At 60.7% G+C, this 24,003-nt stretch carries 26 protein-coding genes; 22 read left to right on the top strand and 4 right to left on the bottom strand.

All coding sequences use genetic code 11. The features are described 5' to 3' along the window. Nucleotides 1-29 precede the first annotated feature (29 nt). The 3 genes from fliN to motA form a co-directional block, all read right to left on the bottom strand. Nucleotides 30-596 (bottom strand): flagellar motor switch protein FliN, encoded by a 567-nt coding sequence (fliN, locus tag F2982_RS06345; protein ID WP_112713316.1) that lies wholly within the window; start codon nt 594-596, stop codon nt 30-32. A 63-nt stretch (nt 597-659) separates the two neighbouring features. Beyond that, nucleotides 660-1,601: a FliM/FliN family flagellar motor switch protein gene (locus F2982_RS06340; RefSeq protein WP_112713314.1), complete on the bottom strand. Its 942-nt coding sequence runs from the start codon at nt 1,599-1,601 to the stop codon at nt 660-662. 6 nt (nt 1,602-1,607) lie between these two features. Beyond that, nucleotides 1,608-2,480 carry a flagellar motor stator protein MotA gene (motA, locus tag F2982_RS06335; protein WP_112713312.1) on the bottom strand — a complete coding sequence of 291 codons (873 nt, stop codon included), beginning with the start codon at nt 2,478-2,480 and terminating at the stop codon, nt 1,608-1,610. 248 nt (nt 2,481-2,728) lie between these two features. Here motA and flgF point away from each other — a divergent pair, with 248 nt between their 5' ends. The 13 genes from flgF to fliP all read left to right on the top strand — a co-directional run bounded on the left by flgF (nt 2,729) and on the right by fliP (nt 11,685). Continuing rightward, nucleotides 2,729-3,463: a flagellar basal-body rod protein FlgF gene (flgF, locus tag F2982_RS06330; protein WP_112714354.1), complete on the top strand. Its 735-nt coding sequence runs from the start codon at nt 2,729-2,731 to the stop codon at nt 3,461-3,463. A gap of 17 nt (nt 3,464-3,480) precedes the next feature. Beyond that, nucleotides 3,481-4,875: a flagellar protein export ATPase FliI gene (fliI, locus tag F2982_RS06325; protein WP_112713310.1), complete on the top strand. Its 1,395-nt coding sequence runs from the start codon at nt 3,481-3,483 to the stop codon at nt 4,873-4,875. Between the two features lie 2 nt (nt 4,876-4,877). Continuing rightward, nucleotides 4,878-5,429 (top strand): flagellar protein, encoded by a 552-nt coding sequence (locus F2982_RS06320; protein ID WP_199626183.1) that lies wholly within the window; start codon nt 4,878-4,880, stop codon nt 5,427-5,429. A gap of 164 nt (nt 5,430-5,593) precedes the next feature. Then, nucleotides 5,594-5,986, top strand: a complete 393-nt coding sequence (flgB, locus tag F2982_RS06315; protein ID WP_112713306.1) for a flagellar basal body rod protein FlgB — start codon at nt 5,594-5,596, stop codon at nt 5,984-5,986. A gap of 4 nt (nt 5,987-5,990) precedes the next feature. Continuing rightward, nucleotides 5,991-6,407: a flagellar basal body rod protein FlgC gene (gene flgC, locus F2982_RS06310; RefSeq protein ID WP_112713304.1), complete on the top strand. Its 417-nt coding sequence runs from the start codon at nt 5,991-5,993 to the stop codon at nt 6,405-6,407. Then, nucleotides 6,407-6,739, top strand: coding sequence for a flagellar hook-basal body complex protein FliE (locus tag F2982_RS06305; protein ID WP_112713302.1), 333 nt, complete (start codon nt 6,407-6,409; stop codon nt 6,737-6,739). The genes flgC and F2982_RS06305 overlap by 1 nt, the downstream gene beginning before the upstream one ends. A gap of 18 nt (nt 6,740-6,757) precedes the next feature. Continuing rightward, nucleotides 6,758-7,546, top strand: coding sequence for a flagellar basal-body rod protein FlgG (gene flgG, locus F2982_RS06300; RefSeq protein WP_112713300.1), 789 nt, complete (start codon nt 6,758-6,760; stop codon nt 7,544-7,546). Nucleotides 7,547-7,564: 18 nt separating this feature from the next. After that, nucleotides 7,565-8,047: a flagellar basal body P-ring formation chaperone FlgA gene (flgA, locus tag F2982_RS06295; RefSeq protein ID WP_112713298.1), complete on the top strand. Its 483-nt coding sequence runs from the start codon at nt 7,565-7,567 to the stop codon at nt 8,045-8,047. Beyond that, the gene (locus F2982_RS06290; RefSeq protein ID WP_112713296.1) at nt 8,044-9,168 is read left to right on the top strand and encodes a flagellar basal body P-ring protein FlgI; all 1,125 of its coding nucleotides are present in this window, start codon (nt 8,044-8,046) and stop codon (nt 9,166-9,168) included. The genes flgA and F2982_RS06290 overlap by 4 nt, the downstream gene beginning before the upstream one ends. After that, on the top strand, nt 9,165-9,707 hold the full coding sequence (locus tag F2982_RS06285; protein ID WP_203429582.1) for a MotE family protein: 543 nt from the start codon (nt 9,165-9,167) through the stop codon (nt 9,705-9,707). Before F2982_RS06290 ends, F2982_RS06285 begins: the two co-directional genes overlap by 4 nt. Further along, entirely contained in the window at nt 9,704-10,420 is a 717-nt protein-coding gene (flgH, locus tag F2982_RS06280) for a flagellar basal body L-ring protein FlgH (RefSeq protein ID WP_203429581.1), read from the top strand. The genes F2982_RS06285 and flgH overlap by 4 nt, the downstream gene beginning before the upstream one ends. Before the next feature lie 12 nt (nt 10,421-10,432). Further along, on the top strand, nt 10,433-10,951 hold the full coding sequence (locus F2982_RS06275) for a flagellar basal body-associated FliL family protein (protein WP_112713290.1): 519 nt from the start codon (nt 10,433-10,435) through the stop codon (nt 10,949-10,951). After that, complete coding sequence (fliP, locus tag F2982_RS06270; RefSeq protein ID WP_112713288.1) at nt 10,948-11,685, top strand: flagellar type III secretion system pore protein FliP; 738 nt, start codon at nt 10,948-10,950, stop codon at nt 11,683-11,685. The genes F2982_RS06275 and fliP overlap by 4 nt, the downstream gene beginning before the upstream one ends. Nucleotides 11,686-11,789: 104 nt before the next feature. Here the strand turns inward: fliP and F2982_RS06265 are convergent, their stop codons facing one another. Then, nucleotides 11,790-13,706 carry a glycosyl transferase gene (locus tag F2982_RS06265; protein WP_112713286.1) on the bottom strand — a complete coding sequence of 639 codons (1,917 nt, stop codon included), beginning with the start codon at nt 13,704-13,706 and terminating at the stop codon, nt 11,790-11,792. Between the two features lie 392 nt (nt 13,707-14,098). Here F2982_RS06265 and F2982_RS06260 point away from each other — a divergent pair, with 392 nt between their 5' ends. The 9 genes from F2982_RS06260 (at nt 14,099) to F2982_RS06220 (ending at nt 23,898) form a co-directional block, all read left to right on the top strand. Then, on the top strand, nt 14,099-14,995 hold the full coding sequence (locus F2982_RS06260) for a flagellin (RefSeq protein WP_203429580.1): 897 nt from the start codon (nt 14,099-14,101) through the stop codon (nt 14,993-14,995). A 269-nt stretch (nt 14,996-15,264) separates the two neighbouring features. Then, nucleotides 15,265-16,164: a flagellin gene (locus F2982_RS06255; RefSeq protein WP_203429579.1), complete on the top strand. Its 900-nt coding sequence runs from the start codon at nt 15,265-15,267 to the stop codon at nt 16,162-16,164. A gap of 246 nt (nt 16,165-16,410) precedes the next feature. Beyond that, nucleotides 16,411-17,316, top strand: a complete 906-nt coding sequence (locus F2982_RS06250) for a flagellin (RefSeq protein WP_112713280.1) — start codon at nt 16,411-16,413, stop codon at nt 17,314-17,316. Between the two features lie 300 nt (nt 17,317-17,616). Beyond that, nucleotides 17,617-18,564 carry a flagellin gene (locus F2982_RS06245; RefSeq protein WP_112713278.1) on the top strand — a complete coding sequence of 316 codons (948 nt, stop codon included), beginning with the start codon at nt 17,617-17,619 and terminating at the stop codon, nt 18,562-18,564. A 167-nt stretch (nt 18,565-18,731) separates the two neighbouring features. Continuing rightward, on the top strand, nt 18,732-19,370 hold the full coding sequence (locus tag F2982_RS06240) for a hypothetical protein (protein WP_130279053.1): 639 nt from the start codon (nt 18,732-18,734) through the stop codon (nt 19,368-19,370). After that, nucleotides 19,367-20,665, top strand: a complete 1,299-nt coding sequence (locus F2982_RS06235) for a MotB family protein (RefSeq protein WP_130279052.1) — start codon at nt 19,367-19,369, stop codon at nt 20,663-20,665. The genes F2982_RS06240 and F2982_RS06235 overlap by 4 nt, the downstream gene beginning before the upstream one ends. A gap of 3 nt (nt 20,666-20,668) precedes the next feature. Next, nucleotides 20,669-21,982, top strand: a complete 1,314-nt coding sequence (motC, locus tag F2982_RS06230) for a chemotaxis protein MotC (protein ID WP_112713272.1) — start codon at nt 20,669-20,671, stop codon at nt 21,980-21,982. Between the two features lies 1 nt (nt 21,983). After that, nucleotides 21,984-23,393, top strand: a complete 1,410-nt coding sequence (locus F2982_RS06225; protein WP_203430017.1) for a flagellar hook-length control protein FliK — start codon at nt 21,984-21,986, stop codon at nt 23,391-23,393. Further along, complete coding sequence (locus F2982_RS06220; RefSeq protein WP_203429578.1) at nt 23,314-23,898, top strand: transglycosylase SLT domain-containing protein; 585 nt, start codon at nt 23,314-23,316, stop codon at nt 23,896-23,898. The genes F2982_RS06225 and F2982_RS06220 overlap by 80 nt, the downstream gene beginning before the upstream one ends. Nucleotides 23,899-24,003 lie beyond the last annotated feature (105 nt).

Raw genomic sequence — 24,003 nt, 5'->3', positions numbered from 1 at the left:
GTCTAACCTCTCCGTCCCTAAAACCGGGATCAGGCTTTTTTGGTACTTAAAACTTCTATCAGTTTTACGCCGAAACGCGTGTCGTCATTTTCCAGAACGGTGATTTCGCCGCGTGCAATCTTGCGGCCATTCACCATGATATCTACCGGCTCGCCGATCCTCTTGTCGAGCGCGATCGTGGCGCCCTCGTTGAGGTTCATCAGGCCGGAAACCTGCATGCGGCTGCTGCCGAGCATGATCTGGACGTCGATCGGAATGTCCATGATCAGTTCGAAATTCGAAGACAGCGCGCTGCCGAGCGGAGCAGGTTCGCCGGAGCCTGCCTGGAAACCGGTATCACCGAAATCCGAGCTGCCGCCGAAGTCACCGCCGCCAAAGGCCGCACCGGCATCGTCGTCACCACCGAAGTCGCCGAAGGTCGAAAGGTCGGTACCGGTGCTGAATGCATCGGCGTCGCCGCCGAATTCCGGGAGACCGCCTTCGGAATCCTGCTTCAGGACACCGCGAAGATCATCGATCGCCTGATCGAGGTCAGCCTCGTTGCCCGGAAGCTCCAATGACAGATCGTCGTTCTGCTGTGTTTTCTTCGTAGCCATGAAATCACTATTCCAGTTGAAACTTGCCTCAAGCTGCCGTGGCAGCGAAATGGCGGGAACCGATTAATTCATTAAGTGGCGGATCAGCTCGTCGTCCGAGCTCATCGTATCCTTGACCCGGACCGTGTAATTCTCGCCGGAACGCCCAAACTCGCACACATACAATTCCTTGCTGTTGGCGCTGACCTCGACCCGGACATCGCCGGAATCGCGGAAAGGGATGACATCGCCGGCGGCAAGCTTGGAGATCGTGCGCAGCGTCAGGTCCTGCAGGCGGATCTTGGCTTCGAGCGTCACCTGCGAGCGGCGAACCTGCTCGCTGATCTGCTCCGTCCAGGCGGCCGACTTCGAGGCCTGGCTCTTCGCCTTCGGCGCCGAAATCTGCGTCTTCAGCAGGGCCTGCTGCAGCACGATCAGCGAGAATTCCGAGGTGATGCCGGCAAGCGTGATCGACATGTTGATCGCCGCGCCAAATTCATCCGCCTTGTCGTCGGCAGGCTTCGGGCGGTTCTCCAGCGCGTGCGGCAGTTCGAGTGCAGGCTCGAAGCCACCAGGCGCGTTGACCGCAGAGCGCAGCACGCCGGCAATCTTGTCGAACACCATGACCGCAAGTTCGAGTTCGATCGCCGAAAGCAGGCGGTCGGCCGGCGGCTCGATCGTTTCGGGTGCCGCACCCAGCAGGCTTTCCATCAGCGTGATGACGAAGCCGTTGCCGCAGGCAAGCGTGATATCCTGGGACCAGTTGCGCAGCGTCGCATCGACCAGCGTCGAGTTGGCGCCGAGATCGGCAATCAGGTCGTTCTTGTATCCGGAATCGCAGCCGAGATAGGCGATCGTCACGTCGAGGCCGGTCTCGCTCTTGAACATGTCCGGCATGAATTCGATGTAGACGTCCGCGAATGCGGCACAGAGTTTTTCGATTGTAGCCTTGTCGCCGAGACGGCCAGTAAGCTTGGCCAGCAGTGCGGCATTCATTGCCGGATTCTCTAGTGCAACGTTGTTCATGGTCGCTTAGGCCGCCTTGTTCTCGCCACCCGGGTTCATCATTTCCTGTTCGACCGCGTCGATCGACGGACGCTCGTAAGCGGAGATCGTCTTGCGGCCGTATTCGAGAGCAACCTGCGGTACCGAGCCGTTCATGTAGGCCAGCAGCGTCTGCTTCACGATGACGTAGAGGCGGTGCTGCTTGGAGCGAACGATCTTGATCTGCGAGCAGATCGGCGAGCAGACGCAGTAAGAGAGAAGAATACCGAGGAAGGTGCCGACGAGAGCCGAGCCGATCAGGTGACCGAGGACTTCAGGCGAGTCGTTGATGTGCGCCATGGCCTTGATAACGCCGAGAACGGCCGCGACGATACCGATAGCCGGGAAGGCGTCACCCATGGTCTGGATGGCGTGGTAGGGCTTCAGCTTGTCGTGCAGGATGGTGTTGATTTCTTCGTCCATCAGCGCCTCGATCTCGTGGGAGCGGGCATTGCCGATGATGATCAGGCGAACGTAGTCGCAGATGAAGGCCGTCAGTTCCTTGTTCTTCAGAACCGTCGGAGCGGTCTGGAAGATCGAGGATTCGGCCGGATTGTCGATATGCGCTTCGATCTCGTTGCGCGACTTGGTGCGCAGGTCGCGCATCAGCGAATAGAGAACGCCGAGCGTGTCGAGATAGTTGCGCTCCTTCGGAACGGTGTGCTTGAAGGCTTCGCCGAGCGCCTTGCCCGAGTCCTTCACCACCTTCATCGGGTTACCCATGATGAAGCTGCCGAGACCGGCGCCGCCGATGATAACGAGCTCGAACGGCTGAAATAGTGCCTCGAGATGGCCACCCATGGCCATGAAGCTGCCGATGATGCAGCCGAGCGTAATCACAAATCCGATAATGATATTCATCGTCAGTCACACCTGATCGTTATTTTCACCGGAAGGGATAGGGTTGCTGGCTTGCGTCAGGCTGACGGCAGGCCGCAGAAACCGGTTTTCTGCGTGCCAGCTTCGCACAAGGAATTGCCGTCAAATTGGAGATGACGAATGGGCGAATCTCGCCCGTTTCTGAGATGCCGCCTCAGCGGAAGCCGTCGTCGAACGACAAGGAACCCGGCTTTCGTCCCGTTCATCGCCAATGCCAGGAGCTTACCCCGATGCAGTCCGGTCTTTATGTTTCTCTGTCGTCACAGATGGCACTTGAAAAGCGTTTGACGACCATCGCGGACAACATGGCAAACGTGAACACGACGGGCTTCCGCGGCACGGAAGTGAAGTTCAACCAGATCCTCAGCAATACCGACAACAAGCTGAACGCCAAGGTCGCCTTCGTTTCGCAGGGCAACGACTATCTCTCCAACGAGACGGGCGAACTGCAGCACACCGGCAACATGCTGGATTTCGCGATCAAGGGCGACGCCTGGTTCTCGCTCGATACTCCGGCCGGTCAGGTCCTCACCAAGGACGGCCGCTTCACTATGAAGGATACGGGCGAGCTCGTGTCGGTTCGCGGCTATCCGGTCCTCGACGCCGGCGGCGCGCCGATCATTCTCAACACGGCTGGCGGCGAGCCGAAGGTCGGCGCTGACGGCAATATCTATCAGGGCGGTCGCCAGGTTGGCTCCATCGGCCTCTTCGAAGCCGATATCTCCAAGGGCTATCTCCGCTACGAAAACAGCGGCGTCATGACCACGGAAACGCCGCGCACCGTCACCGACCGCTTCAATATCGGCGTCGAGCAGGGTTATCTCGAAAACTCCAACGTCAACGCCATGCGCGAAATCACCCAGCTGATCGAAGTCAACCGCGCCTTCGAAAGCATCGCCTCGCTGACGACGGATAGCGAAAACTCCTTCGGCGAAGCGATCAAGACGCTGGGCGGCAGCCGCTAAGCGGAAGGGTCTGAGACATGAGCCAGACACCGCTCACCGAAGGCGCGCTTTCGCCGAAGCTTGGCCACCTCGCATCGCTCGTCGACCGCTACAGCAAGCCGGAATTCTCCGTCGCCCATGGCGGTCATGTGCAGACGATCGCGGCGGGCCACTACACCGTGACAGGCCTTTCCCGGCATGTCCGCCTCGGCGAATTCGTCGCCCACAAGTCGGCAACAGGTATCCATCTCGGCGAAGTCGTTCGCGTCGAGCCGGATCTCGCCTATGTCTGCCCCATCGAGCCCGGTGAGCCGATCGGCATCCACGACACGGTTATTCGCAAGGGCGCCTTCCGCATTTCGCCCTCCGAAAGCTGGTGCGGCCGCACGATCAACTCGCTCTGCGAGCCGATCGATGGCCTAGGCCCGGTTGTCGAAGGTCTCGATCGCCGTTCGATCTCCAATACCGCCCCGCCGTCGATGACACGCCGCCGCGTCGACAAGGGCTTCAAGACGGGCGTTCGCGCCGTCGATATCTTCTCGCCGCTCTGCCACGGCCAGCGCCTCGGCATCTTCGCCGGCTCCGGCGTCGGCAAGTCGACGCTCTTGTCGATGCTCGCCATGGCCGATGCCTTCGACAAGGTGGTGATTGCGCTGGTCGGCGAACGCGGCCGTGAAGTGCGCGAATTCATCGAGGATACGCTCGGTGAAAACATGAAAAAGTCGATCGCCGTCGTCGCCACCAGCGATGAAAGCCCGATGCTGCGCAAGATGGCGCCGCTGACGGCGGTAACGATCGCCGAATATTTCCGCGACCAGGGCCAGAACGTCCTGCTGATCGTCGACAGCGTCACCCGCTTCGCCCACGCCATCCGCGAGGTCGCGACGGCGTCCGGTGAGCCGCCGATCGCCCGCGGCTATCCGGCCTCGGTCTTCACCGAATTGCCGCGTCTTCTGGAGCGCGCCGGTCCGGGCCCCGAAGGCACGGGCACGATCACCGCGATCATCTCCATCCTCGTCGATGGCGACAATCACAACGATCCGATCGCCGACTCCACCCGCGGTATTCTCGACGGCCACCTCGTTCTGCAGCGCAGCCTGGCGGAAGAGGGGCGCTATCCGCCGATCGATCCGCTGGCCTCGATCTCGCGTCTCGCCCGCAAGGCCTGGACGCCGGATCAGGAGAAGCTGGTCTCGCGCCTGAAGTCGCTGATCCACCGTTTTGAAGAGACGCGCGACCTTCGCCTGATCGGCGGTTACCGCCCGGGTGCTGACCCGGATTTGGACATGGCGGTCAAGCAGGTACCAATTATTTACGATGTTTTGAAACAGTCGCCGGGCGAATCGGCGTCGGCAGATGCCTTTGCTGATCTCGCGGCTGCGCTCAAGGCTGGGGCAGCCCCGCCCAACCAGCCTGCACCCAAAAGAGGTTAGACGTGACCGGGTTTGAAGACGACGACGAGCGCATTGCTCCGCTGAAATCCGATGAGAAGCGCAAGTCGCTGATGCTCGACCGCGTGCTGACCGTGACCGGTCTCGCGCTCGCCGGCGCTGCCGCGATCTTCCCTTGGTACGTCTTCTTCAACGAGGACAAGTTCAGCCTCAATATCGCCCAGGGCGACCGCACCCGCGACCTGCCGGACTGGCCGGCCCGCAATGTCTTCAGCGTGTCGCCGCTGGCGATGGTCAACAAGAACGAAGTCAAGAACAAGCCGGAACCGCCGATCGACCCGCTGACGACAGCAACGGTCTCGAGCGTCGGCAAGGAAATCGACAAGGGCCTGGTCCCGGAAGACCAGCCATTCCCGGCGAGCTCCGGCTTCAAGCTCCTGCATGTCGCAAACGGCCGGGCGCTGATCGAAGACCCCTCGGGCATGTATGTCGTGCGCGTCGGTTCGGTGCTTCCCGACGAAAGCCGCCTGGCGACGATCGAGCAGCGCGACGGCAAATGGGTGATCGTCACCTCCAAGGGCGACATCTACCAGTAAACGCCAGCCTCTCGAGCTGAATGGAATGCTTCACGGCCCCGGTTTTCCGGGCCTTTCCGTTTGTGCTGCGCCTGATCGGCAACAGGCCGCAAAAGCCGAATTCTCCGTAAGTCTGACGCAAGATTACCGCCCTAGGGTCGTCTCAGTAAAAACGGAGAGTTCCCATGCAACCGATTCAACTTTTCGACTTGGCCTCGCGGCAGGCGGAATGGCTGACGATCCGTCAGGAGGTTGTGGCCGGCAACATCGCGAATGCGAACACGCCGAAGTACCGTGCGAAGGACATCACGCCCTTTCAATCGGTTCTCGACAAGTCTGATGTTGCCATGGCGCGCACCAATCCTGCGCATTTCAGCGGCAATGACTTCAGCACCAGCGGCGACATCGACGTCAAGGAAGCCGCACTCGATCAGGAGATCGGCGTGCAGGAATCCGGCAACACCGTCGGTCTCGCCGAGGAACTCTCCAAGTCCGGCGAAATCAAACGCCAATACGAGCTGAACACCTCGCTGGTCGGCTCCTTTAATCGAATGATGTTGATGACCGTAAGGAAGTAAAATCGTGGATCCTTTATCAGCAGCCATGAAGATTGCTGGGTCGGGGCTTGAGGCTCAATCGACTCGCCTGCGCATTGTCTCGGAAAACATCGCGAACGCCCGTTCGACCGGCGACACGCCTGGTGCCGATCCCTACCGCCGCAAGACCGTTACCTTCGGCGAACAGGTTGACCGTGCAGCCGGCTTGACCACCGTCAACGTCAAGAAGCTCGGCGTCGACGAATCGGAATTCACCACTGAATACGACCCCAGCAATCCGGCAGCGGATGAGCGCGGCGTGGTGAAGCTGCCGAACGTCAACATGCTGGTCGAAATGGCCGACATGCGCGAAGCCAACCGATCCTATGACGCCAATCTGCAGACCATCAAGCAGACCCGCGACTTGATCTCCTCCACCATCGACCTCCTGAAGAGCCAGTAATGATCAGCAACGTACAGAACATCGGTTCTCTTTCCTCCACACGCGGCCTCGGCAGCGTCGTTGGCGAGAATTCTTCCTCTTCGGTCACTTCGGCGGCCGAAAGTGCAAAGGCAGACCAGAGCTTCGCCTCCGTTATGGGCAACATGGCCACCCAGGCCATAGACTCGGTAAAGGGCGCGGAATCCATGTCCTTCGCCGGCCTCAAGGGCACCGCGACGACCCGCGAGGTCGTCGACTCCATGCTGCAGGCGGAACAGACGCTGCAAACCGCAATTGCCATCCGTGACAAGGTCGTTTCGGCCTTCCTCGACGTCACCAAGATGCAGATGTAACCGGATAAGGACGGACCGATGAGAGCGCTTGCCATTGCGGCCACGGGCATGGATGCCCAGCAGACCAACCTCGAAGTCATCGCGAACAACATCGCGAACATCAACACCACCGGTTTCAAGCGCGCCCGCGCCGAGTTCACCGACCTTCTGTACCAGACCGAGCGCGCCAAGGGCGTTGCCAACCGCGCCAACCAGGCGATCGTGCCGGAAGGCGCGAATATCGGTCTCGGCGTTCAGACCTCGGCCGTGCGTAACCTGCACATCCAGGGCGAACTCAGCCAGACCGGCAACGACCTCGACGTCGCGCTCGTCGGCCGCGGCTTCTTCCAGGTCCAGGCGCCCGACGGCACGACGCTCTATTCCCGCGCCGGCGCCTTCAACAAGAACGAGACCGGCCAGCTGGTTACCGCCGACGGCTACACCGTCGTTCCCGGCATCACCATCCCGACCGGCTCGACGCAGCTGACGGTCAGCCGCTCCGGCGAAGTGACCGCCGTTCTCGCCGGCCAGACCGATCCGACCACGCTCGGCCAGCTGACGCTCGCAGACTTCGTCAACGAAGCCGGTCTCCAGCCGATCGGCGACAACCTGTTCCAGCAGACGCCGGCATCCGGCGAAGCTGTCGTCGGCACGCCCGACGAGCAGGGCTATGGCTACATGAAGCAGGGCTACCTGGAATCGTCGAACGTCGACCCGGTGAAGGAAATCACCGACCTGATCTCTGCCCAGCGCGCCTATGAAATGAACTCGAAGGTCATCACCACTGCCGACGAAATGGCCTCCATCGTCAGCAAGAACCTGAAGTAATCTAGGAAAGGGCCGAACATGATGTTTCGCCGGGCGAGAAATACCGTCGCTCTGACGGCATTCGCTGCGATCGCTTATGCCGGGATCCTCGTGACCCCGGCGGCGAACGCCAGCATGGGTTACGCAGTCGTTCCGACCGCGATCATCTATCCCGGCGAAACCATCGCTGCCGGCCAGCTCCAGGAAGTCGAAGTCACCAACCCGAACCTCTCCGGCGGCTATGCAAAGTCGATCGACGAGGTGCAGGGGATGATTTCGAAGCGCACCCTGCTTCCAGGCCGCACGATCAGCGTCTCGGCGCTGCGCGAACCCTACACGGTGACGCGCGGCTCGCAGATCCGGCTGGTCTTCAACATCGGTAACATGACCATCTCGGCGGCCGGTTCGCCGCTGGAAGACGGCTCGACCGGTCAGGTCATCCGCGCCCGCAACATGGATTCGGGCGTCATCATCAGCGGTACAGTCCTCGCTGACGGCACCATTCACGTGGCGGCAAAATGAAGATCGTCTCTCGCATCATCGCCGCGTTTGCGGCTCTTTCCATGTGCATGGGAAGCGTGACGCCCGCCTCGGCGCAGATGGCCTCGCGCATCAAGGATATCGCCTCGCTGCAGGCCGGCCGCGACAACCAGCTGATCGGCTACGGCTTGATCGTCGGTCTGCAGGGAAGCGGTGACGGTTTCCGCGCCTCGCCCTTCACCGAGCAGTCAATGCGCGCCATGCTGCAGAACCTCGGCATCTCGACGCAGGGCGGTGAATCGAACGCCAAGAACACGGCGGCCGTCATGGTCACCGCCAACCTGCCGCCGTTCGCCAGCCCCGGCAGCCGCATCGACGTCAATGTCAGCTCGCTTGGCGATGCCACGTCGCTCCGTGGCGGTACGCTGGTCATGACCTCGCTGTCCGGCGCCGATGGCCAGATCTACGCCGTCGCTCAGGGCTCGGTCGTCGTATCGGGCTTCCAGGCGCAGGGTGCGGCCGCAAGCGTGACCGAAGGTGTGACCACCGCCGGCCGCGTGCCCGGCGGCGCGATCATCGAGCGCGAGCTTCCCTCGCGCTTCAAGGATTCCGTCAATCTCGTGCTGCAGCTGCGCAACCCCGACTTCTCGACGGCCGTGCGCATCGCCGACGTCGTCAACGGCTATGCATCCTCGCGGTTCGGCGGCCCGGTTGCCGAAGCCAAGGACGCCCAGGAAGTCATCGTCCAGAAGCCGCGCGAAGCCGATCTCACGCGCCTGATGGCCGATATCGAAAATCTCATCGTCGAGACCGACACGCCGGCCAAGGTCGTCGTCAACGAGCGCACCGGCACCATCGTCATCGGCGCGGATGTCCGCGTCTCGCCTGTGGCCGTCAGCTACGGAACGCTGACCGTGCAGGTCACCGAGACGCCGCAGGTCATCCAGCCATTGCCCTTCTCCAAGGGGCAGACGGCGGTCCAGCCGCAGACGGATATCGCCGCGCAGAAAACCGGTGGCCGTGTCGCGATATTGCAGGGGCCCGATCTCAGAACGCTCGTCGCCGGCCTGAACAATATCGGCGTCAAGCCTGACGGCATCATCGCCATCCTTCAGGGCATCAAATCTGCAGGCGCTCTGCAGGCGGAGCTCGTACTGCAATGATCAAGCTCAACAAGAACATGACCGTCTCGGAACTCGTGCGGCGCCTGGCATTGCCGGCCGCCGCCGTCATGCTGCTGACGATCCCGGGCGCCTTTGCCCAGGAAGCACCGAAGCCTGAGGGCGACATCACCTCCGAGGACGAGATCAAGCAGTTCTGCACCAACATTGCCGATCCCGCTCGCGACCAGCGCTATCTGCTGCAGAAGCAGGATCTGGAAAAGCTCCGCGCCGATATCGATACCCGCATGGCCGAGATGGACAAGCGCAAGGCCGAGTATCAGGATTGGCTGAAGCGCCGCAACGATTTCCTAAAGCAGGCGGAAGCGGGCCTCACCGACATCTACAAGAACATGAAGCCGGACGCGGCGGCGCTGCAGCTTGAGAAGGCCAATACCGGGATCGCGGCGGCCGTGATCATGCGGCTCGGTGCGCGTCAGTCGAGCCTGATCCTTGCCGAGATGGATCCTGAAAAGGCAGCCGTCATCGCCAACATCATTGCAAGTGCATCCGATCCCAATACGTCGAAGGATCCCTCATGAATAAGCGTTTCCCGGCTGCCATCGCCGCCGTTGCCCTTCTCGCCGGCTGCCAGTCGCCGCAGTCCGTGAGAGAGATCGGCAGGGCGCCCGCCATGAGCCCGATCGGCAGCGGCCTGGCCTATGGCCAGACGCCGCAGATGGCGCTTTATCCGAAGCAGCCGCGCCAGGTCGCACAGGGCTATTCGCTCTGGAGCGATAGCCAGGCCGCGCTCTTCAAGGATGCCCGCGCTCTGAACGTCGGCGATATCCTGACGGTCAACATCCAGATCAACGACAAGGCGTCGTTCGAGAACGATACCAGCCGCAGCCGCACCAATTCCAGCGGCATGAACTGGGACGTTCAGGCCAATATCCTCGGCTGGAACCCGGCCTCGAAGACCGACCTGACCTACGGTTCCGACACGAGCACAGACGGCAAGGGCAAGATCGACCGCTCCGAAAAGCTGACGCTGCTCGTCGCCGCGGTGGTCACCGGCATCCTGGAAAATGGCAACCTGGTCATCAGCGGCTCGCAGGAAGTCCGCGTCAACCAGGAAATCCGTATCCTGAATGTCGCCGGTATCGTTCGCCCGCAGGACGTCAACGCCGAAAACCAGATCTCGTATGAAAAGATCGCCGAAGCCCGCATCTCCTACGGTGGCCGCGGCCGCCTGATGGAAGTGCAGCAGCCGCCGCGCGGCCAGCAGGCCGTCGATCTCTTCTCACCGCTCTAAGGCCAGGAAACCATGGCAGACGAAGAAACAGGCGAAGCCAAACCGAAGAAGAAATCCGGGGCGATGATGACGATCGTCGGCGTCGCGGTATTGACCCTTCTCGGCGCCGGCGGTGGCTGGGCTGTCGGCTCGATGCTCGCCCCGAACGTCAAGAGCGCTGAGCAGGCCGAAAAGCCGGCCGACCCGAAGGCCGCCGGTGGCGAGAAGAAGGAAGGCGAAACCGGCCTTCCGCATATCTCGACCGAGGCCAACAACGTCGTCCAGCTCGAGCCGATCACCTCGAACCTCGCTTACCCCTCCGAAAACTGGGTGAGGCTAGAGGTCGCACTTCTCTTCAATGGCCCCCCCGACGTGAAGGTCGCGGAGGATATCCATCAGGATATAATGGCTTACATCCGCACTGTTTCGCTGCAGCAGATCGAAGGTCCGCGCGGCTTCCAATATCTACGGGATGACATCCAGGAACGTGTTGACCTGCGCTCTCAGGGGCGCGTATCCAAGGTCATGTTCAGGACCTTTGTCGTCGAATGATTCGATTCATAATTTTCTTGGCCGCCATGATGGCGGTACCGGAATTGGCGGTGGCTCAGCAGCTGCCGACAAATCTGTTGAATATCCCTGTCGATGGTTCGGTCGCTGCCTGGATCATCCGTACATTCGGCCTTCTGACCGTTCTTTCGGTCGCGCCGGGCATCCTGATCATGGTGACGAGCTTTCCGCGCTTCATCATCGCCTTCTCGATCCTGCGCACCGGCCTCGGCCTCTCCTCTACGCCATCCAACATGATCCTCTTGTCGCTGTCGCTGTTCATGACCTTCTACGTCATGACGCCGACCTTCGACAAAGCGTGGCAGGATGGGGTGCAGCCGCTGCTTTCCAACCAGATCCAGGAACAGGAAGCCATCCAGCGCATCGCCGAGCCGTTCCGCACCTTCATGGCCGCCAATACCCGCGACAAGGATCTGGCGCTGTTCGTCGATCTTGCGCGTGAGCGTGGCCAGAACGTCCAGACCGGCGCCCAGATCGATTACCGCGTGCTGATCCCGGCCTTCATGATCTCGGAAATCCGCCGCGGCTTCGAAATCGGCTTCCTCGTGGTTTTGCCGTTCCTCGTCATCGACCTGATCGTCGCCACCATCACCATGGCCATGGGTATGATGATGCTGCCGCCGACGTCGATCTCGCTGCCCTTCAAGATCCTCTTCTTCGTGCTCATCGACGGCTGGAACCTCCTGGTCGGCAGCCTGGTTCGCTCGTTCAGCTAAGCCACGGCAGTTTTCCCTGGCCGGGTCTTCGGCCGCCACAGCAGACAACAAAAAACCCGCCTGGATCTCTCCGGCGGGTTTTGTGTTTGTCGGTCTCTCGAACCTTATGCGGTCCAGAACGGCTGCGTGCGGGCCGGCAGGGCAGGGACGTCGAAGTGGTCGGGAGCCTCGCCGCGCTTGGCGCGGTCGGCCATCGTCACGAAGGCCTGCTCGAGATGCTTGCAGAAGCGCTCGGCATCGAAGAGCGGAGCGATATAGCGCTGCTCGGCGAGATGCGCCTTGTAGGCCGTGACCTTCTCGCGATTGTTGGCGAGCTCGACAGCCATATCCTCGTAATCCTGCAGATCCTTGCCGACCAGCTCCGGCAGGCCGATGGCGTTCAGCAGGCTCTCGCTGACGCGCGAGGCGAAGTTGGTGCCCTTCATCGTCAGAACCGGCAGACCGCCCCACAGCTGTTCCGATGTGGTCGTGTGACCGTTGACCGGGAAAGTGTCGATACCGAGATCGGCGGCCTGGATACGGTCGATATGCTCCTGGTAGCCGGTACGGGCGCAGAAGATGATCCTGTTCGCCGCGATACCGGATGCCCGGAACGCCTTGCGCAGGTTCTCCTCGTTGCGCGGAGAATTGCTCATCAGCCACAGGACGCTGTTCGGCGCCCGCTTCAGGATCCGCGTCCAGCTCGCAATGGCTTCCGGCGTGATCTTGCGGTTACCGTTGAACGAGGCGAATACGAAGGCATCGTCCGCCAGGCCGTACTGCTCGCGCGTCACCGGCTTCGGCTGGGGACGGTTCGACGGGTCGTTCGGCTGGTAGCTCTCCGGCATGCGGCAGAACTTCTCGTGGTAGAACGGCTTGGCGACGTCAGGCAGGACGAACTGGTCGCCGATGACGTAGTCGAGGTCGATCCCCAGCGTGCTGCCCGGGAAGCCGAGCCATGCGACGTGCACGGGCGCCAGCGGGATGTTGAAGCTGTTGGCGCGGCTATCTGCGGTATGACCCTTCAGGTCGACCATGATGTCGATATTGTGCTCGCGCACCAGGCGCAGCACTTCCTGGTCGGAGACGCCGTGGATGTCGACGATCGTGCCCCACTTGCTGCGGTCGGTCTTGTTGTTCAGCAGGGCATAGGGGCCACTGTGGTCGAACAGCACGATCTCGAACTTGTCGCGATCGTGGAGTTCGAGAACCCGCTGCATCAGCTTCATGGTTGCGTGGTTGTCCCAGAAGTCGGCGGACATGTAGCCGATGCGGATCTTGTCCGACCATGCATGCGGCTGCGCCCGGCGCGCCGCGACCTTGTCGGGATCGAGCTTCGGCACGCCGACCATCGGCAGGCGGTTGAGATCTTCGTTGCCGCACCAGTGCAGGTGATAGAAAGGATGGTCCTTGCGCAGCACTTCCGGCCGGCCGTCGAGGACCGCGTCGTCCACGACCTTCTGGTGCCTGAGGCTTTCCTCGTAGTCGTTGAATTCGCGCAGGAAGATCAGATACAGGAAGCGCGCCGAGAAATCCTTCGGGAAGCGCTTGAAGATGTTGCGGGCGAGCTGCTCGTTGGACGGATCGCTGAGATCGTTGGAGACCAGCGTCGCGGCGGCCTGGAGATGTTCGCGGTTGCTGCTCTTGGACAGCACGTTCTTCAGCGGCTGGATCAGATCGCGCTGCTGGCGCGCGTAGAAGACCGAGACCAGGATGAATGCCAGGTCGGGATCCTTCTGCGCCTTCTCGAAGTTGCGCATGCAGATGACCAGCGCTTCATCGTGTTCGCCGCAATCGTAGTGCAGGCGCGCGGCAAGCTTGTAATATTCGTAGGCGTTCGCACCGCCGGCCTTGGCCGCAAGCCCGTAGGACTTCGCCGCGTCGGACTTGAAGCCGAGCTGCAGCAGATTCTTTGCGAGCAGGGCGTAGGTCTTGGCATCCTTCTGGGTGTCAATCAGCTGATTCAGTGTTGCGAGGGACTGCGTATAGCGGCCTGCCTGAAATTCCCGGGATGCCACCGAAAACGAAACTTTGCTGTTCAAAACCGAACTCCGTTAGGAAATGCGCTGATCAAAACATCGATGCTGCCGCACGCAGCGAGCCGCCGCGTCTGGACGAGGCGAGCTGTGCTGTTTCTGGCCATGGCACATTTGCATCCGAAGCTTGCACGAAGCCGGTGTATTGCTTTGGAACGGGCGGAATTTAACTGTCTCCGACCCCCTGTTCCGGATTGTTTAACTATAGACTGCAGGGGTTTGGCGCCCCCTGCCACTTTTAAGAAGTTGGCAAGTATTGGCTGCGAGATTGCCCTGGACATGACGGGTTTGGGGCCAAAAAAGAAGGCGCCGAGTTGCATGAAGCAGGTCCGTCATCGCCGGTAATAGCAGTCCGGTAATGTCCTCCTTTTTGTATCTAGTTTTCTAGGGGACAGATTATGACAAGCATTAACACCAACACTTCCGCAATGGCAGCTCTCCAGACGCTGCGTAACGTCAACCAGAACCTCTCCTCCACGCAGAGCCACGTTTCGTCGGGCCTGCGCGTTGGCAAGGCTGCCGACAACGCAGCTTACTGGTCGATTGCCACGACGATGAAGTCGGACAACAAGGCCCTCGGCGCTGTTTCTGACGCTCTCGGCATGGGCGCTGCCAAGGTCGACACGGCTTACACCGCCGTTGAAAGCTCGATCGACGTCGTTTCCGAAATCAAGTCGAAGCTGGTTGCTGCAACTGAAGACGGCGTTGACAAGTCCAAGGTTCAGGACGAAATCACCCAGCTCCAGGCTCAGCTGAAGAGCATTGCTTCTTCCGCTTCGTTCAACGGCGAAAACTGGGTTGCCAACACCGCCGGCGAAACGATGAGCGTTGTCTCGTCCTTCGTCCGCAGCAGCTCGGGTGCCGTTTCGGTCACGACTTCGGAATACACGGCTGCCGATACCGACCTGCTCTACACCGACGCAACTGCCGGCACCGGCGGTATCCTCGGCACGGCTGGCGCTTCGTCGGGCAAGTCGATCACCGAGTTCACGATCGACTCCTCCACGACCAAGGGCGGCATCGACAACCTGCTTTCGGACGTTGAAACCGCACTGAAGAGCATGACCTCGCTCGGCTCCAAGTTCGGCTCGATCTCCTCGCGCATCGACATGCAGTCGAACTTCGTCTCGTCGCTCAGCGACTCGATCGAATCGGGTGTTGGCCGCCTCGTTGACGCGGACATGGAAGAAGAGTCCTCCAAGCTGACCGCTCTGCAGACGCAGCAGCAGCTCGCGATCCAGTCGCTCTCGATCGCTAACTCCTCTTCGCAGAACATTCTGTCGCTCTTCCGCTAAGACCGGAACAGCGCATCGCAAAAATGGAAATGGCCGGTGTTTCACCGGCCATTTTTCGTTAACAAGCCCTTAATGTTAAAATGGCATAAGTTACCGATTTTTAACGATTTTTTTTGGTCGTGTTTAGGTTGTTTTAACTATGATGCTGTTTCCTAGGGACATCGAAACGGCGGTCGATCAACAGACGATCGGCAGGCATGACGCTGAGCGCCGTTCCCGGTGAGACCGGAATGCCCTTCATCACGTAGCCAATTAGGGGCACATTTAAAATGACCAGCATTCTTACCAACAATTCCGCAATGTCCGCACTGCAGACGCTGCGCAACGTCAACCAGAACCTGTCCGACACCCAGAACCACGTTTCGTCGGGCCTGCGCGTTGGCAAGGCTGCCGACAACGCAGCTTACTGGTCGATTGCCACGACGATGAAGTCGGACAACAAGGCCCTCGGCGCTGTTTCTGACGCTCTCGGCATGGGCGCTGCCAAGGTCGACACGGCTTACACCGCCGTTGAAAGCTCGATCGACGTCGTTTCCGAAATCAAGTCGAAGCTGGTTGCTGCAACTGAAGACGGCGTTGACAAGTCCAAGGTTCAGGACGAAATCACCCAGCTCCAGGCTCAGCTGAAGAGCATTGCTTCTTCCGCTTCGTTCAACGGCGAAAACTGGGTTGCCAACACCGCCGGCGAAACGATGAGCGTTGTCTCGTCCTTCGTCCGCAGCAGCTCCGGCGGCGTTTCGGTCACCACGACCGAATACACGGCTGCCGAAACCGACCTGCTCTACACCGACGCAACGGCTGGCACCGGCGGTATCCTCGGCACGACCGGCGCTTCGTCGGGCTTCTCGATCACCTCGTTCACGATCGGCGCTTCCACGACCAAGGGCGACATCGACAACCTGCTGACCGACGTTGAAACCGCTCTGAAGGACATGACTTCGCTCGGTTCGAAGTTCGGTTCGATCTCCTCGCGCATCGACATGCAGTCCAACTTCGTTTCGTCGCTCAGCGACGCAATCGACTCGGGTGTTGGCCGCCTCGTTGACGCCGACATGGAAGAAGAGTCCTCCAAGCTGACCGCTCTGCAGACGCAGCAGCAGCTCGCGATCCAGTCGCTCTCGATCGCTAACTCCTCTTCGCAGAACATCCTGTCGCTCTTCCGCGGCTAATAAGTCCAGAAAACATACCCGCCGGCTTAGTCCGGCGGGCACTGAAAAGAAGCCGCGCCTTAACAGGTGCGGCTTTTTGTCGTTGGCGTTAACGATTTGTTAACCATTTTGCCGTCTTCTGCGCTCAACGTAACGGTGAGTTAACCGAGATTAATCGCAGGTTAACAGGCATGAGCGCTGCTTCCCGTTCCCGGTAGGCCGGAATGTCCCTTCTCGACGTTTTTGCCAATAAGGGGCACATTTTTCATGACGAGCATTTTGACGAACGTCGCAGCCATGGCTGCACTTCAGACACTTCGTAGCATTAATAATAATCTTGAAACGACACAGAACCATGTTTCCTCGGGTTACCGTGTCTCCAAGGCTGCAGATAACGCAGCCTACTGGTCGATTGCGACCACGATGCGCTCCGACAACAAGGCCCTGTCCGCAGTCTCCGACGCACTGGGTCTTGGCGCCGCAAAGGTAGACACCGCCTATTCTGCGATGGACAACGCCATCGACGTCGTCACCGAAATCAAGGCCAAGATCGTCGCCGCAACCGAAAAGGGTGTCGATCGCACCAAGATCCAGGAAGAAGTGAAGCAGCTGCAGTCGCAGCTCCTCAGCATTGCCCAATCGGCATCCTTCTCCGGCGAAAACTGGGTCGCAGGCAACGAAACGAAGAGCGTCGTCTCCTCCTTCGTCCGCGACGGCAACGGCGAGACCTCGGTTACGACCACCGAATACGTCCTCAATTCGGCCTCTAACGGCAACGTCCTGTTCGGCACCAGCAATGGCGCGATCGATACTTCCACCGGTATCATCGGCTCAACCAACGGCACCGTCGGCTCGATCTTCTCGCTCGACATCTCCAACATGTCGGACGGCGATATCACACTCGCATTGAACGTCGTCGAGCAGGGTCTGGAATCGATGACCAAGGCTGCCTCGCAGCTCGGCTCGATCTCGACGCGAATTCAGCTGCAGGAGAATTTCGTCTCGTCATTGAGCGACTCGATCGACTCCGGTGTTGGCCGTCTCGTCGACGCGAACATGGAAGAAGAATCGTCCAAACTGACGGCGTTGCAGACACAGCAGCAGCTCGCCATCCAGTCGCTGTCGATCGCAAATTCGAGCGCACAGAACGTTCTCACGCTCTTCCAGCGCTAAGCCGGAAAATTGAAGCTGGATCGAATCTTGCGTCGCGATTTTCAACCAGCAGAAAAGATCTCGAAATCGCGCTCAAAAGGCGCGATTTCTCATTTAAAAACAATTTGTTACAGCGATCGTGAAGTTTCCGCCCGCCGGACCGCTCCAAGCCTTGAAAGCATGCTTAAGTTCGGGTTAATTTCACCGGCGAGTTGATTTGTTTTACAGCGACGCACCGGCCGATTGCCGGGGGCATGAGGCCATAATCTGTCGCTACCGGTTTCCGGTCTGTCCCTTTCCATTCATACAAGAGATCGACAGATGGCTTATTCCATTCAGGACCCTGCTGCGCTGACCGCACTGAACGTTATGCGCGGCCTCGGCAAGGACAACGACAAGATCCAGCAGCAGATCTCGTCCGAGCTGCGCATCCAGTCCGCGGCCGATGACGCCACCTACTGGTCCTACGCCCAGACGCTGCGCACCGACGGCAATTCGCTGAAGACCATCGACGACGCTCTCGGCCTCGGCGCCGCCAAGGTCGATACGACCTACACGTCGATGAACTCGCTGATCGACCTCGTCACCAACATCAAGTCGACGCTCGTCTCGGCTGCCGACCCGGCAAACGATCGCGACAAGCTGAACACGACGCTTCAGCAGCTGAAGGGCCAGCTTCAGTCCGCCGTCACCGGCACCAGCTTCTCCGGCGAAAACTGGCTCTACAACAACAGCTCCGCCATGCCCGACACCCGCTCGGTGATCGGTGGCTATACGCGCGGTCCGAACGGCCAGTTCTACCCCGAGAACATCAGCATTCCCTCGTCGAACCTGGTGATGATCGATTCCCGCGACGCGTCGAAGGGCCTGCTGACGAAGGCGATCGATCCCGGCAACGGCACCGGTAGCCAGTTTTACCTGCTCAACGCCAACTCCAGCACGCCGGCAGGCGGCACCGAGATTGCGCTTTCGGACAGCACGTCGAGCCAGGACCTTGCCGACATGCAGTCCGCGGTCGAGAAGATCCTCTCGAGTCTGAACACGACGGCATCCGGTCTCGGCATCATGCAGAACCAGATCGACGCGCGCTCCGATTACATCAGCAAGATGATGGATTCGCTGGACACCACGGTTGGTGCGCTCGTCGACACCGACATGGACGAAGCCTCCACGCGCCAGACGGCGATCGGGACGCAGCTCAACGTTGCCACGGAAGCGATGAACATCCTCAACACGTCGGCCGGCAACATCCTGATCCTTCTCGAGTAGCATTCCCGTCTAGATGGCGGGCGTTTGCGCCCGCCATTCATCCTCGCGCAAGTTTGGCTTTCTAGGTTTCAGGCAAGGATGGCGCATCAGGTTTTGGGCGGCCGTCGGAGTTGGTTTGAACGGGGCGCAGGCATGCCGCATCTTTTCGCAGATAACGGGTCGACACGATGAGCGCGATGCTTTCCCGCTATCTCAAGGATTTCAGTGACATCAAGCCCGTCGCCCCGGCTCCGGAGCCGATGGAGTTTGCCGACGACACCTTTGGCGGCTTCGCCGATATCGCCGAAGAGCCGGTTGTCGATCTGGAAGCCGAGAAGCGCGGCGCCTATGCCGAGGGCCATGCGGCCGCGACGGCGGAGCTCAGCGAAAAGCATGCCGTCGAAATGCAGACCCTCGAACTCATTCACCAGCGTGAATTCGAGGAGTTGAAGGCCAAGTATGAGGAAGAGCTGGCGGCGCTGATTGCCGCACGTCTTTCCAATATCGCATTCGATGTCGCCGATCTCGTCAGCGCCGCAGCCGTCAAGGCCGTTGCGCCTGTCGTGACTGAGGCAGTCGCCGAGGATGCCGTCAAAAGTCTCGCTGCCCTGTTGCGCGAGGCGATCCTGGATGGCGCTGCCGGCCCTGTTGTCGTCAAGGGACCGGCGAAACTCTTTGCCCTGCTGGAAAAGGCACTCGGCGAAAAGCCCGGTCTGCTGCGTCATCTCGAAACGGATGACGTGGATCTTGCAGTTGAGGTTGATGGTTCCGTTCTCGTGACGCGCATCTCGGCCTGGTCGGCCAGCCTGAAGAAAGTTCTGGAATGAGCGAGAGCGAAAATCACCACCACGGCAAGAACGAAGTCATCATCGTCAAGAAACATGGCGGTGGCGACCACGATGGCGCCCATGGTGGCGCCTGGAAGATTGCCTATGCCGACTTCATGACGGCACTGATGGCCTTCTTTCTCGTCATGTGGCTGGTCAATGCCGCCAACGAGGAAACCAAGGCCTCGGTCGCGACCTACTTCAATCCGATCAAGCTCGCCGATGAAAAGCCGACCGAAAAGGGCCTGAAGAAGCCTGTCGATACGGCTGACGGCGAGGAGACTAAGGACAAGTCCAAGCAGAAGGAAGAGCAGCAGACGCAGGGCGCATCGGCTGCAAGCGGCGACGACCAGACATCGACCTCTGGCGACCAGACCAACTATTCCGAAGCCGACTTCTTCGAGAACCCATACTCCGTTCTGGCCGAGATCGCCCAGGAAGTCGGGCAGCAGGCCAATGTCAGTGCCAAGGGCGAGGGCGGTGCAGCCGATTCCGGCCCCGCGACCGGCGCCGACGGCGGTCAAGCCTATCGCGATCCCTTCGATCCGGATTTCTGGACGAAGCAGGTCGAGGTGACGCGCGCCGACAATCCTGGCAAGACGCCGGCGACCAAGGACGCCAAGGAACAGCCTGACGCGACCGAGCTGGCAAAGCTCGAAGCCGAGAAGCCGGACACCGACACCGCGGACGTCAAGCCTGCCGACCAGCACGCAAAGCCGGCCGACAAGCAGCACGACAAGACCGCAGACGGCAAGGCGGACGATCAGAAGCCTGACGATGCCGCAAAGACCGAAGAAGAAAAGTCCGATCCGGTCAAGCAGGCCGAGGAAGAGAAGAAGGCCGACGAACTGAAGCAGGAGATCGCCAAGCAAATCACCGGCGTCGCCGGCAAGCTTGCCGAGGGTCTCACCGTCGTTCCGGCGGAAGGCGGGTTGCTGGTCAGTCTGTCGGACCAGGCGAACGACTCCATGTTCAATGTCGGCTCGGCCGTTCCCCGCAAGGAAATGGTTCTGGCGATGGAGAAGATCGGCGAAGTGCTGAAGGCCCGCCAGGGTGCGGTCGTCATCCGCGGCCATACCGACGCGCGCCAGTACAAGGGCGCCGATAACGAGAACTGGCGCCTGTCCATGGACCGCGCCCAGGCTGCCTACTACATGCTGGTTCGCGGCGGTCTCGGAGAGGGGCGTGTCTCGCAGGTCTCCGGCTTTGCCGATCGCAAGCTGAAGCTGCCCGATGATCCGCTCAATGCCGCAAACCGCCGTATCGAAATCCTCGTCCAGGGGGATCAGGGGTAAGCCATGGCGCGCCGCAAGCACCATCGTCTTCTGTCGATCGCACTCGGGCTGGCGCTTGCAGCGCCCGCGGCCGCGCGCGCCGACGAGCAGGAAGATCTGGCGCCTTACAAGATGCTGCGCTCGCTGCAGTTCGTGCAGGATTCCGTTGTCTCAGGCGATCACTCCGCCGCGGAAATGCAGCGCTTCATGCTGGGCACGATCGATCAGCGCCTACGCACCGTCGATCCAGCCGTCTTTGATGACGATCGCAACGTCGATGCGGCGCTTGTCTATGCGATGAGCGGCGGTAACCCCGCCACGCTCGAATATCTCGTCTCCCGCGACGTCAACGGCTATTTCGACAATCGCGTCACCGATGTGCTGCGCAAGTATCTGAGCGGCAAGGGCCTGCTCGTCGCCAAGACGCTTGTCGAGACCGCAAACGAATATCGCGACAAGAAGATCGGCCCCTATCTCTCGCTGGTCGGCGGCAACGTCATGGTTGCCCGCAGCCCGCTCGAGGCGCTGAAGCTCTACGATCAAGCGCGCCTGTCGGCGCCCGGCACCATCGTCGAGGAAGCGGCGCTGCGCCGCTCCGTGGCGATCAGCGTCGAGGCCGGGCTTGTCGACAAGGGCATGGCCTATTCGCAGCGCTATGTTCGCCGCTTCCTGCACTCCCCCTATGCCAGCCAGTTCGCCGATCTCTTCGTCAAGCTGATCGTCGATCATGAGCATGACGTGAAGACCGAGGACGTCGTCAGCATCCTGAGTTTCATGGATGATGCGCGTCAGCGCGAAGTCTATCTCCGCATCGCGCGCGCGGCAGGCATTGCCGGCAAGGTCGAGCTCTCCAAGACGGCCGCGGAACACGCCCAGGCCCTGTCGGGCGGCGAAACCGATCCGCTCGGCGCGCTGGCGAGCTTCTATGGCAATATGGCCTCGGTCTCGACGCCGGACGTCGATTCGGCGGCCCAGCATATCGGCAAGGTCGCCGATGGCGATCTCTCGGATCGCGACAAGGCGCTGCGGGCCGCTGCCCGCTCCGTGGCAGAACAAGTATTGAAAGCGCCTGACCCTGCAAGCTTGACGCAAGCAAGCGATTCTACTTCTTCTAATGAAGAGAATACTTCAGAACAGGCCGCTGTTACTACGGACGCCGAATCGCAATCGCCCACCGCTCCCCCATCGGAACCGGTTGACGACGGAGCGGCACCGGCGCTCCCGGCAGACAGCAGCCAGGACCAGCAGAATGCTGATCCTGCCTACAAATCCTTTATGGCTGCGAACCGGTCCAAGCTTGACGATATCGACAAGCTGCTGGGCGAAGAGGGCAATTGAGATCATGGATATCAGCGTTTCGGGGGGAACGGCACCGGTTGAGGCGCCGTCAGCGAAATCCAATCGCCCTGTCGGCAAGGACGATGATGGCGGCAAGGGCGGCTTTTCGGACGTCCTGCAGAAAGCCGGCGATAACGGCCAGGGCGCCAACGACGCTCAGACCGCTGACGGCTCGCAGCCCGCTGACACCCAGGCCGATGCCAGCGTCATCGCCCGGTCGCGCCAGCATCCGAAGCCGATCATTGATCTCAGCGACACCTCGCTGAAGCAGCAGGCCGAAACCAAGCCGGAAACGGTCTCGGTCGGCAAGACGCTGAAGGAACAGTTGCAGGAAGCCGCTGCGCTGCCGAAGGAAAAGAATACCAAGGACAAGTCCGACAAGCTCGACGAAGACACCCTGCCGCAGGCGGCCAAGGGCGCCAAGCCGGCAAAGGGCGAAGAAACCAAGAAGTCTTCCAAGGGCGAGACCGAGGATGCCGCAAGCGATGCGCTCGATCTCCTGAAGAAAGACGTCCCGCAGCAGCCTGCCGTGATCACCACGGTCATGCAGGGCACCGCCGTGAAGGCGAAGGACGACACCGCGCCTGGCAAGGACAAGAAGGACGATAAGGTCGAGGCAACCGGCAAGGCGGAAACGCATGCCACGGACGCGCTGGCGGCGATCAGCGGCCCGAAGGCTGCCGAGGTTCCCGTGCCCGGCGCTGAGGGCTCCGAGGCTGCCGATGGCAAGATCTTCCGTTTGAGCCGCGCCGATGGCCGCGGTGAATCGATGGATATTCATATCGGCACCGAAAATGCCGGAGAGACCGGCGCCAAGGCCAAGACGGATATCGAGAACGTCACCGTGCTCGAATCGCGCCGCTATATCGGCCTCGCTCAGAACTCCGCTTCGGTCACCGCTGCCATCAGCGGCGACAAGGAATGGGCGCAGGCCATGCAGCCTGGCTCGGCGCTGTCGAACGCCGCCGAGTGGACGAGCACCGGCAAGGTCGTCAATACGCTGAAGATCCAGATGACGCCGATCGATCTCGGTCTCGTCACGGCGACGATGCGCCTGTCCGGCGATGCCCTCAACGTCGATCTGAAGGTCGAGACGGGCGCGGCCTACCGTCAGCTCAAGGAAGATCACAGCAAGATCCTCGAATCGCTGCGCAGCCAGGGCTACACGGTCGACAACGTCACCATCAGCATGGCGCCGGTCGAAAAGACCGACACCAGCGCGCAGGCGAACGCACAGGGCCAGTCCGGCCAGCAATCCCTGCAGCAGGGACAGGGCGGGGAGGCGCGTGAGCGCCAGTCGCAGACCGCACAGCGAGGGAATGGAGGCTTTGATGGCGCAGCTGAGACCGGCGTGGAAGGCGCTGCTTCTGGCTCCGATCGCAGCAGCGGTTCTGGCGGCGTTTACCTCTGAGGCAGCCGCCTCCAACGGTGCCTGCGAGAAGGAAATCCAGTCGGCCGCTGCCAAGTACGGCATCCCCGAAGGTATCCTCTATTCGGTCGGTTTGACGGAGACGGGACGCAAGGGATCGTTATATCCCTTCGCGCTCAACATCGAGGGAAAGGCGGTCTTTCCACCCTCCGAAGCAGATGCGATGCGCCAGTTCGATACGGCGACCCGCGCCGGCGCGAAACTGATCGACATCGGCTGCATGCAGATCAACCATTACTTTCATGGCGAGAACTTCCGCTCCGCCGAGGAGATGTTTGACCCGCACACCAATGTGGAATATGCGGCGAAGTTCCTGCGCAACCTCCACGACCGTCACGAAACCTGGACGATGGCGGTAGCGAGATACCACGCAGGACCCAACAACGACCCCGCGCAGAAGCAGTATGTCTGCCGGGTGATCGCCAATCTGGTCGCCACCGGCTACGGCAAGTGGACTCCTAATGCGAGTAACTTCTGTCAGAATTGATGCAATCAAAGATGGCAAAAAGAGAACAAAGCGGAATCGTGTCGAAATGTGGCAGGAATCCGCCAGAATCTGGCCACGCAAGGCCTAATTTACCAGGTGTTAACT

The sequence above is a fragment of the Rhizobium sp. BG4 genome (assembly GCF_016864575.1).
Classification (GTDB): domain Bacteria; phylum Pseudomonadota; class Alphaproteobacteria; order Rhizobiales; family Rhizobiaceae; genus Rhizobium.
The sequence above is the reverse complement of the archived record's forward strand: the minus strand, read 5'-3'. Positions and strand labels throughout refer to the sequence as shown.